This window comes from Brachybacterium sp. NPDC056505 (assembly GCF_042794925.1).
Taxonomy (GTDB): Bacteria; Actinomycetota; Actinomycetes; order Actinomycetales; family Dermabacteraceae; genus Brachybacterium; species Brachybacterium kimchii.
This window is the reverse complement of record NZ_JBHTSV010000052.1, coordinates 1-18,296: the sequence shown is the minus strand read 5'-3', so window position 1 is coordinate 18,296 and position 18,296 is coordinate 1. Positions and strand designations below refer to the sequence as shown.

Genomic DNA, 18,296 nt, shown 5'->3' with positions numbered 1-18,296 from the left:
GCGCCGTCCCCGTCCGGGGGCGGCGCCGTCGTCATGTGCTGCGTCGGCCGGGTCGAGCGGTGAGGTCCCGCCCTCAGTCGGTCAGCTGCAGCAGCGCGTTCTCGATGAGCTCGGGCATCGCGGGGTGGATCCAGTACTGGGTGCGGGCGAGCTCGGAGACCGTCTGCCCGGTGCTCATCGCCTGGATGATCAGCTGGATGAGGATCGTCGACTCGGGGCCGATGATGTGCGCGCCGAGGATCCTGCCCGTGCCCGCCTCGGCGAGGATCTTCGCGAAGCCGGTCGTGTCCTCGAGCGCCCAGCCGTAGGCGATCGAGGAGTAGTCCTGCACGGCGACGCGCACGTCGAGCCCCTGAGCCCGGGCCTCGCGCTCGGTGAGACCCACCATCGCGATCTGCGGATGCGTGAACACCCCGGCGGGGACCGGCATCGTGTCCGAGCGCTCGAGGTCCTGAGGGTGCAGGACGTTGTGGCGCACCACGCGCAGCTGATGGTTCGCCACGTGCTTGAGCTGCACGGGATCGGAGAGGTCGCCGAAGGCCCAGACGCCCTCGAGCACCTTCCCGTCCTCGCCGAGGGCGCGCTGGTACGGGTCCACGCGCACGCAGCCGTCGTCGGCCGCGGCGATGCCGCCCGCGGCGACGTCGAGCAGGTCGGAGTTCGGACGGCGCCCGACGGCCACGAGGATCTCGTCGGCCCGGATCTCGACGTCCTTCTCTCCGCCGTCCCCCGTCGCCGTCCCCTGCAGGACCACGCTGCCGTCGCCCTCACGGCGGACCGCGGTGGTGGTGACGTCCGTATGCACGTCCCACTGCTCGCGGGCGAGCTCGGTGATGCGGGCGGAGACGTCGTCGTCGGCCGCGCGCAGCAGGCGCCCCGAGCGCGCGACGAGGCTGACGCGCACTCCGAGCCCGGAGAAGATGTGCGCCATCTCGAGAGCGATCACGCCCGAGCCGAGGATCACGAGCGAGGCGGGCAGCGCGTCGATCCGCATGATGGTGTCGGAGGTCTGCGGGCGCGCGTCCGCCAGGCCCTCGATCGGGGGGATGGTGGGGCGCGAGCCGGCGCCCAGCACGATCGTGTCGGCGGTGATCTCCTCGCTGCCGCCGTCGCGCAGGTCCACGTGCAGGGCCTTGGGCCCGGTGAAGCGGGCGGTCCCGCGCAGCAGGGTGAGGTTCGCGTTGTCCTCGTGGTCGCGGCGGTACGCCTCGCCGCCCTCGACGATGGGGTCGATGCGGCCGAAGATGCGGTCGCGGATCGCGGGCCAGTCCACGCCGTCCAGGGTCTCGGAGACGCCGAAGCGGCCGGACTCCGCGGGGGTCGCGGCGAGGTCGGCGGTGTGCACGAACATCTTGGTGGGGATGCAGCCGACGTTGAGGCAGGTGCCGCCGAAGACCTGGTCGGGGCCGACGCCCTTGTCGATGTAGGCGATGGAGCGTCCGGCGAACTCGGGGCCCGGGAAGGAGTTGCCGGAGCCGGAGCCGATGAGTGCGATGTCGTAATGGGTCACCGACGCAGACTACGCGGGAGCGCCTGCGGCACGGCATACTCGATCCCGCCGCGTCCCGCAGAAGGAGACCTGATGAGCGCATCCCCGCACCCCGCCGACACCCACGACCGGATCCGCATCGTCGGCGCGCGGGAGAACAACCTGCGCGACGTCGAGGTGACCCTGCCCAAGCGCCGGCTCACGGTGTTCACGGGGGTCTCCGGATCGGGCAAGAGCTCGCTCGTCTTCGGCACCCTCGCCGCCGAGTCCCGGCGCATGATCGACGAGACCTACAGCGCCTTCGTGCAGGGCTTCATGCCCCAGACCTCCCGGCCCGACGTCGACGTGCTGGACGGGCTGACCTCGGCCATCACCGTGGGTCAGGAACGGCTCGGCGGCGGGCCGCGTTCGACCGTCGGCACCATCACCGACGCCGCGGCGCACCTGCGCACGCTCTTCTCCAAGCGCGCCCAGCCGCATGCGGGCGGCCCCGGCGCCTACGCCTTCAACGTGCCCAGCGTGAGCGCAGCCGGCGCGATGACGGTGCAGAAGGGCGGGAAGACCCTCGCGGAGAAGACCACGTTCTCCCGCGTGGGAGGCATGTGCCCGCGCTGCGAGGGGATGGGGTCGATCAGCGACCTCGACCTCACCGAGCTGTTCGACGCCTCCAAGTCGCTGTCGGAGGATCCCTTCACGATCCCCGGGTACACGGGCGACGGCTGGACGGTGCGCGTGATCCGCGGCTCCGGGTTCTTCCCCGACGACGTCCCCATCCAGGACTTCACGAAGCGCCAGCGCGAGGACTTCCTGTTCAAGGACCCGGTGAAGGTGAAGATCGAGGGCGTCAACCTCACCTACGAGGGCCTGATCCCGAAGATCCGCAAGTCCATGCTCTCCAAGGACCGCGAGCAGATGCAGCCGCACATCCGCGCCTTCGTGGATCGCGCGGTCACGTTCATCACCTGCCCCGACTGCGAGGGCACCCGGCTCGCGGAGCACGCCCGCACCTCGCTCATCGACGGCCGCTCGATCGGCGACGTGAGCGCCCTGCCCGTCACCGAACTGCGCGATTGGGTCGCCGGCCTGGCCCCCCGGGGCATCGAGCCCCTGCTGGAGTCCCTCCAGGCGCTGCTGGACGCCTTCGTCGGCATCGGCCTGGGATACCTCTCCCTCGACCGGCCCTCCGGCACCCTCTCCGGCGGCGAGGCGCAGCGCACCAAGCTCGTCCAGCACATCGGCTCCTCCCTCACCGACATCACCTACGTGTTCGACGAGCCCACGATCGGACTGCACCCCCATGACATCTCCCGCATGAACGACCTGCTGCGCACCCTGCGGGACAAGGGCAACACCGTGCTGGTCGTCGAGCACAAGCCCGAGACCATCGCGATCGCCGACCACGTGGTCGACCTGGGTCCGGGCGCGGGCCGCGACGGCGGCACCATCACCTATGAGGGCGACGTCGACGGGCTGCGCACCTCCGACACCCTCACCGGCAGGCACCTGTCCGCCCGCACGCCGCTGAAGGAGGACGTGCGCGAGGCCTCGGGCGCGCTCGAGATCCGCGGGGCGAGCACCCACAACCTGCGCGGCGTGGACGTCGACATCCCGCTCGGAGTGCTCACCGTGGTGACGGGCGTCGCGGGCTCGGGGAAGAGCTCCCTCATCCACGACTCCCTCCCCCGCGGCACCGAGGCGATCGTCGTGGACCAGCAGGCGATCCGCGGCTCGCGGCGCTCGAACCCCGCGACCTACACCGGCCTGCTCGAGCCGATCCGCAAGGCCTTCGCGAAGCAGAACGGCGTGAAGCCCGCCCTGTTCTCCGCGAACTCCGAGGGCGCCTGCCCCGTGTGCTCGGGCGCCGGCGTGGTCTTCACCGAGCTCGGCTTCTTCGAGACCGTCGAATCGGTGTGCGAGGAGTGCGAGGGCCGGCGCTTCCAGGCCTCGGTGCTCGAGTACCGCCTGGGCGGGAAGTCCATCGCCGACGTCCTCGAGATGAGCGTCGACGAGGCGCTCGAGCTGTTCATCGGCGCGGAGGCGAAGGTGCCCGCGGCCGCGAAGATCCTGCGGCACCTGCAGGAGGTGGGGCTCGGGTACCTCACGATCGGGCAGAACCTCACGACCCTCTCCGGCGGCGAGCGCCAGCGCCTCAAGCTCGCCACCCGCATGGGCGAGAAGGGCGGGATCCTGATCCTCGACGAGCCGACGACGGGCCTGCACATGGCAGACGTCGCCCAGATGCTCGAGCTGCTCGACCGCCTCGTGGACTCCGGGAAGTCCGTGATCGTCATCGAGCACCACCAGGCGGTGATGGCCCGCGCCGACTGGATCATCGATCTGGGGCCCGGCGCCGGCCAGGACGGCGGACGCATCGTCTTCGAGGGCACGCCCGCCCGGCTGGTCGCCGACGCCTCGACCCTCACCGGCGAGGCCCTCGCGGCGTACGTGTCCGGTGCCCACGCAGGCGGGGAGGAATCGTCGGCGACAGGCGGGGCAGACGCAGCAGGGACGGACGCGACGACGGCGAAGGGGACGATGTGACCATGGACGACCTGCTGGGTGCGCTCGAGGACGTCGACCGCTCCGACCCGGACCTGCGCGACTGGGTCGCCGAACGGGTGCGGCGCCTGGAGGCCGACGACCGCCGCAGCGCCGACACCCACCTGCTCAAGCCCGACCTTCCCGCCGACTGGGGCATCGACCTCTATCTCAAGGACGAGAGCACCCATCCCACGGGCAGCCTCAAGCACCGCCTGGCCCGTTCCCTGTTCATGTACGCGCTGGTCAACGGGTGGCTGCGTCCGGGCATGACCGTCATCGAGGCCTCCTCCGGGTCGACCGCCGTGAGCGAGGCGCACGTGGCGCGGATGCTCGGCGTGCCCTTCGTCGCGGTGATCCCGCGGGCGACGAGCGCCCGCAAGATCGCCCTCATCGAGGCGGAGGGCGGGCGCTGCCACATGGTCGAGCGGCCGGGCGAGATGGACGGCGCCGCCCGCGCCCTCGCCGCCTCGTGCGGAGGCCTGTTCATGGACCAGTTCACCTTCGCCGAGCGCGCGACGGACTGGCGCGGGCACAACTCGATCGCCCGCTCGATCTTCGAGCAGCTCGCCGAGGAGCCGCACCCGGTGCCGCGCTGGCTCGTGGTGGGTGCGGGCACCGGTGGCACGAGCGCGACCCTGGGCCGGTACGTGCGCTACCACCGCCTGCCCACCTCCCTCGCCGTCGCCGACGTGGAGGGCTCGGCGTTCTTCACGGGATGGGAGAGCGGGGACCCGGCGAGCGCGCAGGGCGGCGGCTCGCGCATCGAGGGCATCGGCCGCCCGCGGATGGAGCCGAGCTTCGTGCCCGGGGTGGTCGACCGCATGATCCGCGTGCCCGACGCCGCCTCGGTCGCCGCGACCCGCTATGCCTCCGAGCGGCTGGGCCGGCGCATCGGCCCCTCGACCGGCACCAACCTCGTGGCCGCCTCCCGGATCATCGCCGGGATGCGCGAGCGCGGCGAGAGCGGCAGCGTGGTGACGCTGCTGTGCGACGGCGGGGAGCGCTACGCGCGCACCTATTTCGACGACGACTGGGTCGCGGACCAGGGATGGGACCTCGCTCCCTGGGTGCAAGAGCTCTCCCGTGCCCTGCCGCTCGGCGAGGGCTGAGCGGCACGGCCTGATCAGCGCGGCCCGATCCCCTCCCAGGAGGTGAGCAGGTCGACGCAGCGCTCGAGCGCCGCGCGGTCCTGCGCACCGAGGGTCGGGAGGCTCTCGCGCAGGGCCTCGGCCCAGTGCAGTCGGATGCGCCGGCTGTCCTGCTCGGCGAGCTCGGTGAGGCGCAGGTGCACGAGCCGCGAGTCCCCGGGGTCCCCCTCGCGCAGCACGAGGCCCTTGCTCACCAGGCCCCGCAGCGCCGCGCTCATGTTGCTGCGGTGCAGGCCGGTGGCGCGGGCGGTCTCGCCGGAGGTCGTGCCGGGGTGGCGATGCACCCAGCGCAGCACCGCGATCTCGGTGCCGGTCAGCGAGGCGACTCCCGCGGTCTGGACGTCGGCGACCTGGATGCGCCGGGCGAGCCCCACGATCGCGTCGGCGAGATCGAACAGCATCGCCTCCTCGCCGTCCAGACGCAGCTCGGCACCGGCGCCGCTCGCCGCGGCACCATCGGCCGACGCGGGATGCGATGCGCCGGCGTCCTCGGGGTCTGCTGCGGCCGGGCTCACACGGGGATCCTAGCCCGCGGCATCGAACCGCTCAGGGCCGCAGGCGCAGGAAGGCGTGCAGCGGCGGCCGGACGTCGTGCGCCTCGGTGAGGCCCAGCGCCTCGTAGAAGGCCCGCTGGCCCGGGTCGGCGTCGGTGAGCAGCACGTGCTGGCGCACCGCGGCGAAGGGTGCGAAGGCCTCCCGCACGAGCTCCCTGCCGATGCCCGCGCGCCGGCAATCCGGGTCCACGAGGACGTCCTGCAGATAGGCGATGCTCGCCCCGTCGCTGATCACGCGCGCGAGGCCCACCAGGCGCCCCCGCTCTCGCGCGGTGACCACGCGCGTGCTGCCGGCGAGCGCGCGGCCCAGGGTCTGCGGGTCCTCGGTATAGGCGTTCCAACCGACGGCCCGGTACAGCGCGAGGGCCTCGGCGAGCCCGGGCACCTCGGCGCGGATCCGTGGCCAGTCGGCGTCCGTGCTGCTCGTCCCGTCGTCCGACATGCTCGTCGCACCGGCCGACCCTCCCGTGCCGTCGCCCGTCCGGGAGTCGACGAGCTGGAACAGGCGGCAGTCGGCCCAGCCCTCGCCCGCGATCCCGAGGCGCAGCATGCTCGGTGCGTAGCCGATCTCCTGGAAGCCGCTCGCGCGCAGCACCGCGACCGAGGCCTCGTTGCCGACCGCCGTGCTCGCCTCGAGCCGGTGCAGGCCGAGCCCCTCGAAGGCGACAGCGACGAGCTTGCGCAGGGCGTGGGTGACCACTCCTCTGCCTGACTCGGCCTCGTCGATCCAGTAGCCGACGCTCGCGCACTGGGCGGGGCCGCGCACGATCTGCTGGAGGGTGATGCGGCCGACGAGCCGGCCCGGGGCGTCCGGATCGTCGTCGAGGAGGATCACGAAGGGTGCGCAGGTGCCGGCGTCGTGCTGCGCGAGCATGCGGGCGATCGCGGCGCGCTGCCCGGGCGGGGTCGCCCAGTCGTCGCCGCGCCGCGGAGCGCCGCTGAGCAGATGCCTGCGGTTGCGGTGCTCGAGCCGCGCGAGCTCGGCGGCGTCGTCCAGGCGCAGCGGCCGCAGCCTCACCTGGGTCGCCGGGACGCGGGAGGGGTCCAGGCGCCGCGCCTCCCGCTCGCGCGGGGTGTTCCCGCCCGTCCGCTCCGTCATGGCCCGTCTCCCCCGCCCGCCCGTGGCACTCTGCACCGGCGCTCCCATTGTGCCCGCACTCGTGGAGGGAGATCGGCGCCTGCGCCGAGCAGTGCTTTCCCGGTCGGAGCGTCGGAGGGCGGACGGCGGGCCGGAAGACCTGACCGCGAGCCCCGTCGGACGGACCGGGACGCGTCCTCGCCGCCGGATACGCTGTCCCCGGCCGTAGGCCCGGGACGATGCCCCGCGCCTCAGTCCGTCGGAGGATCCGTCCGGCATGATGCGGCGACGAATCCCACCGGTCCGTCGCGGCCGTGCTCACCAGCACGCACCGGCTCGGGGACCTGCGCGCGCACCTGCCTCTCGTGCTTGCCGGGATGGGTGCCGGCATCCTCGCGACCGTCGTGGTCGTGTTCGCGACCGGTGCGATCGAGCTCTCCGCCCGCTGCGCCCTCGCGATCGGCGGGATCATCATCGGCAGCGCGATGTCGACGGCGACCCTCGCCGGCAGGCGCCTCCTGCAGGCGGCCGACGACCGCTGGGAGCAGATCGAGGGCTGGCTGGGGCTCGGAGCGACACCCCGGCAGGCCACGGCCCCGATCGCGCGCCACGCGGTCCACGAGGCCCTGATCCCCTCCACCGACCAGACCCGCACCACGGGGCTGGTCACCATGCCGGCTCCTTCGTCGGCGCGATCTTCGGCGGCATCTCCCCGCTCGAGGCCGGACGATTCCAGATCGTCGTGCTCGCGGGGATCATGGCGACCGCGGCGATCACGAGCACCGTGGTCGCCTTCGGCCTCGCACCGCGGCTGTGCAGCGCGGACTCCCCGCGGCGCCGCGAAGCCGCATAGGCGCGAGACGCGACCCGCCGCCCGACGAGGCGTGACCCACGCCCCATCCGCCGCAGTGGACGCGCATGAAGGCAAGGCTTACCTTGAGGGAACAGATGTCCCTTCTATCCCAGTGGTCGTCTCCCGCGCCCGCCCCGCTCGGCCTCACGGCCACCTGCGGGAGACCGCGGCCGACGGGCCCGGAGGCCACATGCTCCTGCCGAACCTGCTGATCTCGCTGCGCGAGGGCCTCGAGGCCTCGCTGGTCGTCGGCATCCTCGTCGCCTATCTCGTGAAGTCGGGACGACGGGACGTGCTCCCGAAGCTGTGGGCCGGCGTCGTGATCGCGGCGCTGATCCCCCTGGCCGTCGGAGCCGTGCTCACCTGGGGCCCCAAGACCCTCACCTTCCAGGCGCAGGAGGTCCTGGGCGGCTCCCTCAGCCTGGTCGCGGTCGCGCTGACCACCGGGATGATCTTCTGGATGTCCAAGAACGCGCGATCGATGAAGCGCAACCTCGAGAGCGGGATGGAGCGCGCGCTGCGCCGCGGCGGCGCCTGGGGCGTGGTCGTGATCGCCGCCCTGGCCGTGGGCCGCGAGGGCGTGGAGACCGCGCTGATCCTCTGGGCGACCGTGAAGTCCTCCCTCGAGAGCTCGGTGTACTCGACGACCATCGGCATCGTGCTCGGCTTCGCGATCGCGATCGCGCTGGGCGTCCTGATCTACCGCGGCGCGGTGCACCTGGACCTCGGGAAGTTCTTCACCTGGACCGGCGCCTTCCTGATCCTGGTCGCCGCGGGGATCACCGCCTACGGCCTCGGCGACCTGCAGGAGGCCGGCGTGCTGCCGGGGATCACCGCGCGCGCCTGGAACCTCTCCTCCCTGCTGCCCGACACCGGCTCACCGGTCTACTGGCTGTACGTGGTGCTCAACGCCATGTTCCAGGTCAACCTGAACCCCACGGTCCTGCAGGTGATCGCCTGGTTCGTCTACATCGTCCCGGTCGCAGCGCTGTTCCTCGTCCGCACCGCCTCGCCGCGCCGCGCACGCGCCGCCGCCGAGCTCCACGACGCCCACGCCTGAGACCCGGGCCGCCCGTCGTTCGCCCCGCTCCCACCCATCCCGACCAGATCCCGATCCCGCATTCCTCGACCAGGAGCTCCCATGTCCACGACCTCTCCCACGATCCGCGCCGACCGCCGTCCGCTCCCTCGCCGCACCCTACTGGGGCTCGCGCCGCTGGCCACCCTGGGCCTCGGACTCGCCGCGTGCACCGACAACCCCGCGGCCTCCGAGGACGCCGACGGCGGCGACTCGCGCACGATCACGGTGACCATCACGGACGACGCGTGCACGCTGTCGGCCGCGACGATCCCCTCGGGCCAGGTCACGTTCTCGGTGAAGAACACCGGCAGCGTGCCCAACGAGTTCGAGATCCTCGCCCAGGACAAGCTGCGCATCGTCTCGGAGAAGGAGAACATCGGCCCCGGCACGAGCGTCGAGCTCACCACGGCCCTCAAGGAGGGCACGTACTTCACGGCGAGCAAGCCGAACATGGTGGGCGACCTCGTGGGCGCGGCCGAGTTCACCGTCACCAAGGGCGAGGACGTCGAGGTCGACGAGGACACGAAGAAGCTCGAGGAGAAGGCCGTCACCGACTACACGGCCTACATCAAGGACCAGGTGGGCGCGCTCGTGAGCAACGCGAAGCTGTTCACCGACGCCTTTACCTCCGGGGAGGCCGAGAAGGCCAAGGCGCTGTTCCCGCAGGGCCGCCGCTTCTACGAGCGCATCGAGCCCACCGCGGAGGCCTTCGGCATCAAGGAGGCCGGCGACCTCGACGTCGCCATGGACGTGCGCGTCCAGGACCTCGCGGCCGACGCAGGCAAGAAGGTCACCGACCCCTCCGTGCTGAAGTCCTGGACCGGCTGGCACCGCATCGAGGCGGACCTGTTCACCGACGAGGGCTCCCCCTTCTCCTTCGCCTCCGACGCCGAGCGCAAGAAGGCGGCCGACGAACTCACCGCCAACATCCAGACCCTCTACGACCTGGTCTACGGCAAGGAGAAGGGCCTGGGCGGAGCGACCTTCGCCGTCACCCTCGAGGACGTCGTCCAGGGTGCGCAGGGCCTCATGGAGGAGGTCGCGACCAGCAAGATCGTCGGCGAGGAGGATACCTTCTCCCACACCGACCTCGACGACTTCCAGGCGAACCTCGACGGCGCGAAGGTCGCCTACGGCAACGTCCAGGACCTCGTGAAGGCCAAGGACGCGGACCTGGACACCTCGCTCGGCGAGAAGTTCGACGCCGTTCAGAAGGAGCTCGACAAGCACGTCGACGGCAAGACCCCCGACGGCTCGCCGAAGTACGTGGACTACTCGACGATCGCCGCCGTCCAGGAGGACGCCGGCGAGGCACCCGGCGACAACGACTACACCAAGGAGCAGCGCGCGATCTCCGACGTCATCAACGCGCTCGCCGAGGAGCTCTCGAAGGTCGCCGGTACGATCCTGCACTGATCCGCACCGGCCCGCCCCGCCGCTCCCGCACCCCTCGAAGAGGCTCATGCCCAGCCACGACGACCCAGGCCCCGACTTTTCCGAGACCGCAGGCACCGCGCCGACCGCTCCTGCGTCGGCCGATCCCGCGTCGACCGATCCTGCGTCGAGCGATCCTGAGAGCGCCGGTCCCGCCGCCTCTGCCGCCGACGGGACCGGCCGCGGGGGCGTCGGCCGGCGGGGCCTGTTCGGGGCGGCCGGGGCGGGACTGGTCGCGGGCGGCCTGCTGGGCTACACGGGCGGGCGGGCCGCGGCTCCCCCGCCCGCATCGACGCCCGACCCGCTGGAGACCTCCCACCCCTTCCGCGGCGAGCACCAGCAGGGCATCGTCACCCCCGCGCAGGACTACCTGTTCACCGCCGCCTACGACGTCACCGCGACGAGCCTGGCCGATCTGCGCGAGCTCATGGGCACCTGGTGCACGGCGAGCGAGCAGATGTGCGCGGGCGAGCTCGTGGGCGGGCAGCCGCTCGCGAACCGTCAGGCCGCCCCGCGCGACACCGGCGAGGCCTGGGGATATCCGCCCAGCTCGCTCACGATCACCGTGGGCGCGGGCCCCTCCCTGTTCCGCGACGAGGATGGCCGGGACCGCTTCGGCCTCGCCTCGCGCGCGACCGAGGTGCTCACCCAGGGGGTGCCGCGCTTCGCCAACGAGACCCTGCGCGAGGCCCAGTCCGACGGGGACCTCGTGGTGCAGGCCTGCGCGGACGACGCACAGGTCGCGATGCACGCGATCCGCAACCTCACCCGTCTGGCCTTCGGGTCGGCCGCGCTGCGCTGGACCCAGATCGGCTACGGCCGCACCTCCTCGACCTCCACCGAGCAGGAGACGCCCCGCAACCTCTTCGGCTTCAAGGACGGCACCTCGAACATGAAGGCGGAGGACGGCGCGGAGGCGCTGTCCGAGCACCTCTGGGTGGGAGCGGACGACGACGGCGCGGACTGGCTGCGCGGCGGCACCTATCTGATGATCCGCAAGATCCGCATGGAGCTCGAGGTCTGGGACCGTCTGCGCCTGCTCGAGCAGGAGGAGATCATCGGCCGCGACAAGCGCTTCGGCGCGCCGCTGTCGGTCCCCGAACCGACGTCGGCCTCGCAGGAGTTCACGGCGCCGGACCTCACGGCCGGAGGCTCCGCCTCACCGCTGATCCCGACCGACGCCCACATCCGCATGGTCTCCCCCGAGCAGAACGACGGGGCGCGCATGCTGCGCCGCGGCTTTAACTACACCGAGGGCAGCGACTCGCTGGGCCGCATCAACGCGGGGCTGTTCTTCGAGGCGTTCGTGCGCGATCCCCGCACGGGCTTCTACCCGGTCCTGGAACGGATGACCAAGCACGACGCCCTCACCGAGTACCTCCAGCACGTCGCGAGCGGCCTGTTCGCGATCCTGCCGGGGGTCGCCGAGGGCGAGACCATGTTCGGCCAGGCACTGTTCGGCGGTGACGGCGAGGTGTCCGACAGTGGTGCGTCCGGCGGCGGCGAGGTGTCCGACGGCGGTCCGTCCGGCGGCTGAGGGGCTGTGTCCGAGCCCGTCGACGGACCTCCGGCGACCGACTGCCGAGGACCGCGTGCGGCAAGCGAGTAGTCCTGGTCACACCCGTTCCGCCTGTCGAGGGCCCGCGCGCGCTCCGGCCCGTGGCCCCGAGTCGCCGTCGCGGCCCGGTGGACCCCAGGACCACTCCCCCACCTGCACCGATGCCCGGCCGGACGACTCCGGCAAGGGGCGCTGGCGCGCCCGCCCAAGGCATACTGCTCGGCGACGAAGCCGAGCCTTCTCATGGCTGACAACGACGGATCGGGCGGCTAGTGTCAGCTCCATGAAGATGAGCACTGATCTCGAGAAGAAGTTCCAGTCCCAGATCACCCTGGAGCTCGCCGCATTCGCCACCTACCGTCAGCTCGCCGTCGAGGCGGACGAGCAGGACCTCCCCGGCATCGCCGCCTGGCTCCAGGCCCAGGCCGAGGAGGAGCTGGTCCACGCCAACAAGTTCATCGCCCACGTCTCCGACCGCGGCAACCACGCCCAGATCGGCACCATCGCCGCCCCCGAGGTCGCTCCGGGCCTCTCGGTGCTCGCGATCTTCGAGGCCGCCCTCGCCCACGAGGAGAAGGTCTCCGAGTCGATCCGCGAGCTCTACCGCTCGGCCGACAAGGAGGGCGACCTCGACTCGGTGCCGCTGCTGCAGTGGTTCATCGACGAGCAGATCGAGGAGGAGTCGACCGTCTCCGAGATCATCGGCCGCGTGAAGCGCGTGGGCGGCGACGGCTCGGGCATCCTGCGCCTGGACGCCGAGCTCGGCGCGCGCACCCCGGCGGTCTCCGACGAGGAGTGATCGCTCCGCGATCGACGCCTGATCCCCTCGCGGCCTGAGCGGCCGCGACCGCGGATGCGGACGGCCCGGACACCTTCTGCTGTCCGGGCCGTCCGTGCGTCAGGGCCCGCTCAGATCGTCACGCGGGCCGGGCGACCGCTTCAGGAGGCGAGCGCGACGAGGTGCGCGAGCAGTGTGATGCCGCCGACCAGGAGCCCCACGAGCTTCAGGAGCTCGAGTGCGACGTAGACATGATGCGCGCGCGATCGCGGGGCGTCCTCGCCCGCGAGCACGGCGTTCGAGCGGCGGGTCAGACGAGGCTGGACCAGGGCCAGCTGGCCGATGAGCATGAGGATCGCGAGCACGAGTCCCGCCACGGCGGGCACCGGGATGCCCGCGTCTGCCCCTACCGCAAGGCAGACCGCGACGACCACGACGATCGCGATCTGCACGGCGTGCAGGACCCGGAAGACGAGCCGGCCGATCCCGAGGCCCAGGGCGAGGGTGATCCCCGGTGCCTGGAACTTCATGGGCGCCTCGATGAAGGAGAGCCCGACGATCAGCCCGATCCACACGAAGGTGAGGGCGAGGACCACGGCGAGCGCGCTCATGCCCGCCGCTCCTGCCCGGCCTCGGCGTGACGGGCGATCGTCAGGATCACCACGGCATCCTCGAGGGCCACGAGATCGTGGCGCTCCTGCGGGATCACCAGCAGCTCCCCGACCGAGAGGTCGAACGTGCGCTCGCCCGCCCGCATCCGCACCCGTCCCCGGAGGGTCTGCAGGGTCGCCTCCCCGGGGTTCTCGTGGTTCGACAGCCACGAGCCCTCGGTGAGGGCGAGGACGATCTGCGTGAGCACGCCCGGGCGTCCGGCTCCGTGCGCTGGCCCGCCATCGACCCGCGCATCCATCCCGTGGAAGGGGCGGCCGGCGCGGCCGCTGTGCGCCGAGGCCGCGGCGTCGAGCAGCTCGTCCGCGAGGAGTTCGAGGGAGGTGACGGGAGAGGAGCCGGAGGCGGTATCGGTGGCGGGATCGGAGGCGTTCACGCCTCGACGCTACCGCGCGGGGCCCACCCGCGACCGGGACCGACGTCCCGTCATCTTGGAGACGTGTCCATTTCCGCAAGTCAGGCTTTGCGAAATTGCAGGAGACCTGTCTACGGTGTCGTCACCGCGGGGCGCACGCCCTGCCCACCAGCCCGGCGGGCCGTCATCGGCACCGGGGAGCACCAGTGCAAGGACTGACGTGGAGCACCTGCCGGACCGCTGCCTGATCCTCGGCGACGAGCATGATCTGGGGCTCATCTTCACGATGTGCCAGCATCTGAACGACGATGTCGGCGGCGCGGTGGTCCTCGAGCTCTCGCGCGCCCGGTGCCCTCCGCTCGATCTGCCCGGTCGCATGATGCTCACGGTGCTGCCGCGCCTCGTGCCCTTCTCGGCCGAGTCGCTGTGGGGCGCACGCGGCGCGCATCCCTCGGCCGCCCGTTCCCTGGGCCTTCCCGAGGCGTCGCAGCCCCGGCCGGGTCCCGCCCTGCCGCGCGGCGAGCGCGCGGCCGCGGCATTGAGCGCCTTCGCCGACGAATGGCTCGTGCCCGAGGACCCCGCCGTGGGCGATCGCGCCCTCTGGGTGGGGATGGTGGGCGTCCCCGCCGTCGACGCCGTGTGCGAGCGCCTGTGCCGCACCGTCCCGCGCCTCCACCTGCATCGTCCGATGGTGGTGGCGGCGCCGGACACGGGCCGCCGCCCCTGAGGCGGGGCCCTCAGAGCCCGAGGGCGGGAAGCTGCTGGCGGGCGATCAGATGACCGCGTGCGGCGATCCGTCCCGCCCGATGGAACGACAGCGCCGAGGCGCCGTCCCCCGCGGGCAGCTGCAGCAGCGCCGCCTCGGGATGGGCGGCGAGCACCGCGAGCTCGATGCCGTGCTGGGCGATGCTCAGGGAGTCCATGACGTAGCGGGCCGTGCGCCGCCGGGGGACGCCGGCGGCCCACGGGTGCGTGGACGGCGGGCCAAGCACGCTCACGGCGAGCAGCATCTGCGCCTCGGGGTCGGGCTGGTCGGGGATCGGCAGCGGCTGGACGAGCGTGCCGTCGGCGAGCACGCGGCCGTCGATCTCGATGGGCGGCAGCAGGGCGGGCACGCCGATCGAGGCCCGCACAGCCGCACGCAGCTCCCCGCTCTCGAAGGCGACCGGCAGCCAGGTGGTCACGTCGGTCGCGACCACGCGCAGCGGCAGGTCGAGGTCCTCGATGCGGCGGTCGTCGTAGAGCTCGTCGAGCAGCCGCTCTATCCGTCGTCCGCCGACGAGCCCTGCGCCGCGAGCAGGCGGATCGACCAGCCGCAGGGCGTCCAGCGGGCCGGCCCGATCCGCGAGCCGTTCGAGCGTGCGCATGCTCCCGGCCGCGACCGCACCCGCGACGAGCGCCCCCATCGAGCAGCCGTGCAGGCGCACGATCTCGTGACCGCGCTCGCGCAGCGCCCGCAGCACGCCCAGATGCGCGAGCCCGTAGGCCGATCCGGCCCCGAGCACGAGTTCGATCCTCATGCTCGCGAGGCTACCTGGCGCGGCACGGAGCGCACGGCGCTCCACCTTTCGATGGACCTTTCTGACAACACGTCACCTCACTCTTGAACCGAGCCCGCGACCCGACTACCGTCACTGTTATGACACAGCGTCAGTTCAGTCCGTCCGATGCTCCTTCCACCCCCGCCCCTTCGCCCGACCCGCGCCGTTGGAGAGCCCTGGGAGTGCTGGCCCTCGCGCTCGCGCTGATCGTGCTGGACGGCTCGATCGTCACGATCGCCCTGCCCGCGATCATCGGCGACCTGGGACTGGACATCAGCGATGCGCAGTGGGTCAACTCGCTGTACTCCGTGGTGTTCGCCGCGCTCCTGCTGCCCTCGGGCCGGCTCGGGGATCGTCTCGGCCGACGCACGATGCTGGTCGTCGGCGTGGTCGTGTTCGCGCTCGCCTCGGCCGTCGCCGGGCTGGCCGGCAGCGGCGCCGCCCTGATCGCCGCTCGCTTCGTCCAGGGCATCGGCGGCGCGATGATCATGCCCTCGACGCTCTCGACCGTGAACGCCACGTTCCGCGGCAGGGAGCGCGCGGCGGCGTTCGGGGTGTGGGGAGCTGTCATGTCCGGCGCCGCGGCGCTCGGCCCGCTGCTGGGCGGATGGCTGTCCTCGTCGGTGAGCTGGCGCTGGGTGTTCTTCGTGAACCTTCCGCTGGGCGCCCTCGTGCTGATCGGCGCCGGCCTCTGGGTCGCGAACACGCGCGCCTCCTCCCCCGTGCCCGCGTCCTCCGCGACCGGGACCGCGTCAGCCACCACCACCGCCCCCGCCTCCCCGCGCCGCGCGGGCGTGCCCGATCTGTCCGGGGCGCTGCTGAGCGGACTCGCTCTCGGGCTCCTCGTCTTCGGCATCATCGAGGGGCCGGACCTCGGCTGGCTGACCCAGGAGAAGCCCCTGAAGGTGCTCGGCGCGAGCATCAGCGGCCCCGCGGGCCTCTCGGTGGTGGCGCCCGTGCTGCTGGTCGGCGTCGTGCTGCTCGGTGCCTTCCTGCTGCGGGAGCGCCGTCTGCTGCGCCGGGGACGCGACGTGCTGCTGGACCTCGAACTGTTCCGCCTCCCCACCTTCGCCTGGGGATCGCTCACGGCCGCCGCGGTCGCCGTGGGCGAGTTCGCGCTGCTGTTCACGCTGCCGCTGTACCTCGTGGACGTGCGGGGGCTCGACACGATGGGCGCCGGGCTGGTGATGGCGGCGCTCGCCGTCGGCGCCTTCCTCTCGGGGGCCATGGCCCGGCACGTCGCGGCACGGTTCGGGGCGCCCCGCACGGTGACCATCGGGCTGGTGCTCGAGGTGATCGGCGTCCTCGCGCTGGTCCTCCTGCTCAGTCCGCAGCTGCCCCTCGCGCTGATGACGGCGATCCTCGTCGTCTACGGGATCGGCCTCGGTCTCGCCTCCGCGCAGCTCACCAGCACCGTGCTGGCCGACGTCCCCGTCGACGAGTCCGGCCAGGGGTCCGCCACCCAATCCACCGTCCGGCAGCTGGGCACCGCGCTCGGGTCCTCGGTCGCCGGCGCCCTGCTCGCCTCGGGTCTCACCCGATCCTCCCAGGACATGACGGGGCCGACGGCCCGGGCCGCGCAGGCCCTCGCGGAGTCCGCTGGCGGATCGCTGCAGGGGCTGCGGGCGCAGGGCGCCCCCGGCGACCTCATCGCCTCGATGGAGGACCTGTTCACCGACGGCTCGCGCAGCGCGATGATCGGCGCAGGAGTGTTCCTCGTGCTCGGCCTGCTGGGCGCGCTCCAGGTGGCGCGCGCCGCCGGACACTCCGTCACGGACTGAGCCGCGGCGCTGTGCCGCCTACGCGGTGGGCTCCGACTCGTGGATGCGCAGGCTCCAGGCCTGCAGCTCCTGCCCGCTGATCCGCAGCCGCTCGCCATCGGCGAGGTGCACGCGGCGCGTGTGCGGCAGGGTGCGCTCCCCGATCGCCTCGAGGAGGCTGCCGTCGACGAAGATCCGCAGGGCGCCGTCGAGGGCGACGACCTCATGGGCGCCGCCGTCCGTCGCGAGCACCTCCACGCGCGCACCGTGCGGTGCGCGCACCTCGAGGCGCGGCGGCGGCCCGACCTGGACGGCGTTGCCGATCACGAGCTCCTCGCGTGCGCGCAGCGCGTCGATCTCCCGCGGGACCCGCGCGAGCAGACGATCGTTCTCGAGCGCGAGCTCGCGGGGGAAGGTGAGGCATCCGGCCCAGCCCTGGGCGTCGGCCTGCTCCTGGGTGCGTCCCTCCCCCTCCCAGGACCAGCCCCACATCAGCACACGATCGTGCTCGCGGTCCTGCACCGCCTGCGGCGCGTAGAGATCAGGGCCGGAGTCGATCGGGCCGCCGGCGCGGGCGACGAAACGCGGGGCCCCGTCCTCGTCCTGCTCCAGAGAGCCGACGAGGTGCACCGTGCGGGAGGTCCGTCCCTCTGTCGTGCCTCGGCGATCCCACAGGGAGAGCAGCAGCACCCAGTCCTCGTCCACCTGCACCAGCTGCGGGCACTCCCAGATCTCCGCGGGCGCGGTCTCGCCGGCGATCGGGTGCTCCCCGGTCAACAGGGTGCCGAGCAGCTCCCAGCTCTCCAGGTCGTCGCAGCCATAGAGCAGCAGCGCGGGCATCGCGGGCGCGGCGTGGTCTCCGTTCGTCCCCGCGGCGTCGAGGATCCCAGCCCCCTGGATCGCGAAACGCCGCCCGAAGGCCTCGAACACGAAGGGGTCCCGCACGCCCAGCAGATGCAGGTCCTCGGGGAGGTCCGCGACCACGTGACCCGGTTCGAGGATCTCGGTCATGTCCTCGCTGGTGCGTGCGAGCATTACCCGCGCCAGATCGTTCCGGGCGCCGTCGACGCCCGAGTAGACGAGGGCGGGCGCGTGGTCGCGGGCGGGATCGAGGAGGGCGACCCCGCTCCAGCAGCCGCCCGCGTCGGCCTCTCCTGGGCGCGGGACGAGGCTGTCGGGCTCGGCGCGCCAGCTCACCAGATCGGGAGAGGACATGTGGCCCCAGCGGATGTCCCCGTGCCGCGGCGCGGCCGGGTTGTGCTGGAAGTGCACGTGCCAGCGGTCGTCCGTGCGCACGATCCCGTTGGGGTCGTTGATCCAGCCCGTCGGGTGCACGCGGTGCAGGGCGGGGAAGGAGGGGTCAGGGGCGTGGGTCATGGCGGCAGCACCTCAGGCTCGGGGACGGGGCGGAGCGGGACAGTTCGGACGGCGCTGGGCCCGCCGCCTCTCGCGAGAGG

At 72.4% G+C, this 18,296-nt stretch carries 15 protein-coding genes and 1 pseudogene; 9 read left to right on the top strand and 7 right to left on the bottom strand.

The annotated features are described in order from the left end of the window. Positions 1 to 73: 73 nt before the first annotated feature. Complete coding sequence (locus ACFQ53_RS16760; RefSeq protein WP_377861805.1) at positions 74 to 1,510, bottom strand: mycothione reductase; 1,437 nt, start codon at positions 1,508 to 1,510, stop codon at positions 74 to 76. 72 nt (positions 1,511 to 1,582) lie between these two features. On the opposite strand from ACFQ53_RS16760, the gene ACFQ53_RS16755 reads away from it, so the two are divergent. Next, entirely contained in the window at positions 1,583 to 4,030 is a 2,448-nt protein-coding gene (locus ACFQ53_RS16755) for an ATP-binding cassette domain-containing protein (RefSeq protein ID WP_377861802.1), read from the top strand. 2 nt (positions 4,031 to 4,032) lie between these two features. Next, entirely contained in the window at positions 4,033 to 5,139 is a 1,107-nt protein-coding gene (locus tag ACFQ53_RS16750; RefSeq protein WP_377861799.1) for a PLP-dependent cysteine synthase family protein, read from the top strand. A 14-nt stretch (positions 5,140 to 5,153) separates the two neighbouring features. Here ACFQ53_RS16750 and ACFQ53_RS16745 read toward each other — a convergent pair whose 3' ends face one another. Both ACFQ53_RS16745 and ACFQ53_RS16740 read right to left on the bottom strand, forming a co-directional pair. Continuing rightward, a complete protein-coding gene (locus ACFQ53_RS16745; RefSeq protein WP_377861796.1) occupies positions 5,154 to 5,693 on the bottom strand; it encodes a MarR family winged helix-turn-helix transcriptional regulator in 540 nt (179 codons plus the stop codon). Positions 5,694 to 5,724: 31 nt separating this feature from the next. Beyond that, complete coding sequence (locus ACFQ53_RS16740; protein WP_377861793.1) at positions 5,725 to 6,831, bottom strand: GNAT family N-acetyltransferase; 1,107 nt, start codon at positions 6,829 to 6,831, stop codon at positions 5,725 to 5,727. Between the two features lie 293 nt (positions 6,832 to 7,124). Here ACFQ53_RS16740 and ACFQ53_RS16735 point away from each other — a divergent pair. The 5 genes and pseudogenes from ACFQ53_RS16735 (at position 7,125) to ACFQ53_RS16715 (ending at position 12,535) form a co-directional block, all read left to right on the top strand. After that, positions 7,125 to 7,663 (top strand): annotated as a pseudogene (locus ACFQ53_RS16735) (ABC transporter permease). Positions 7,664 to 7,853: 190 nt separating this feature from the next. After that, a complete protein-coding gene (efeU, locus tag ACFQ53_RS16730; protein WP_377861791.1) occupies positions 7,854 to 8,723 on the top strand; it encodes an iron uptake transporter permease EfeU in 870 nt (289 codons plus the stop codon). Between the two features lie 81 nt (positions 8,724 to 8,804). After that, positions 8,805 to 10,160, top strand: a complete 1,356-nt coding sequence (gene efeO / locus ACFQ53_RS16725) for an iron uptake system protein EfeO (protein WP_377861788.1) — start codon at positions 8,805 to 8,807, stop codon at positions 10,158 to 10,160. 46 nt (positions 10,161 to 10,206) lie between these two features. Beyond that, on the top strand, positions 10,207 to 11,715 hold the full coding sequence (locus tag ACFQ53_RS16720; protein WP_377861785.1) for a Dyp-type peroxidase: 1,509 nt from the start codon (positions 10,207 to 10,209) through the stop codon (positions 11,713 to 11,715). Positions 11,716 to 12,019: 304 nt separating this feature from the next. Beyond that, complete coding sequence (locus ACFQ53_RS16715; RefSeq protein ID WP_377861782.1) at positions 12,020 to 12,535, top strand: ferritin; 516 nt, start codon at positions 12,020 to 12,022, stop codon at positions 12,533 to 12,535. A 140-nt stretch (positions 12,536 to 12,675) separates the two neighbouring features. Here the strand turns inward: ACFQ53_RS16715 and ACFQ53_RS16710 are convergent, their stop codons facing one another. Both ACFQ53_RS16710 and ACFQ53_RS16705 read right to left on the bottom strand, forming a co-directional pair. Further along, positions 12,676 to 13,125, bottom strand: a complete 450-nt coding sequence (locus ACFQ53_RS16710; RefSeq protein ID WP_377861779.1) for a hypothetical protein — start codon at positions 13,123 to 13,125, stop codon at positions 12,676 to 12,678. Then, complete coding sequence (locus tag ACFQ53_RS16705) at positions 13,122 to 13,559, bottom strand: hypothetical protein (RefSeq protein ID WP_377861776.1); 438 nt, start codon at positions 13,557 to 13,559, stop codon at positions 13,122 to 13,124. Before ACFQ53_RS16705 ends, ACFQ53_RS16710 begins: the two co-directional genes overlap by 4 nt. A gap of 199 nt (positions 13,560 to 13,758) precedes the next feature. On the opposite strand from ACFQ53_RS16705, the gene ACFQ53_RS16700 reads away from it, so the two are divergent. Further along, positions 13,759 to 14,265, top strand: a complete 507-nt coding sequence (locus tag ACFQ53_RS16700; protein ID WP_377861774.1) for a hypothetical protein — start codon at positions 13,759 to 13,761, stop codon at positions 14,263 to 14,265. Positions 14,266 to 14,275: 10 nt separating this feature from the next. On the opposite strand, the gene ACFQ53_RS16695 is transcribed toward ACFQ53_RS16700, so the two are convergent. Next, positions 14,276 to 15,058, bottom strand: coding sequence for a patatin-like phospholipase family protein (locus tag ACFQ53_RS16695; protein WP_377861771.1), 783 nt, complete (start codon positions 15,056 to 15,058; stop codon positions 14,276 to 14,278). A gap of 119 nt (positions 15,059 to 15,177) precedes the next feature. On the opposite strand from ACFQ53_RS16695, the gene ACFQ53_RS16690 reads away from it, so the two are divergent. Then, positions 15,178 to 16,860, top strand: a complete 1,683-nt coding sequence (locus tag ACFQ53_RS16690) for an MFS transporter (RefSeq protein WP_377861769.1) — start codon at positions 15,178 to 15,180, stop codon at positions 16,858 to 16,860. 18 nt (positions 16,861 to 16,878) lie between these two features. On the opposite strand, the gene ACFQ53_RS16685 is transcribed toward ACFQ53_RS16690, so the two are convergent. Beyond that, positions 16,879 to 18,216: a glycoside hydrolase family 32 protein gene (locus tag ACFQ53_RS16685; protein WP_377861767.1), complete on the bottom strand. Its 1,338-nt coding sequence runs from the start codon at positions 18,214 to 18,216 to the stop codon at positions 16,879 to 16,881. Positions 18,217 to 18,296 lie beyond the last annotated feature (80 nt).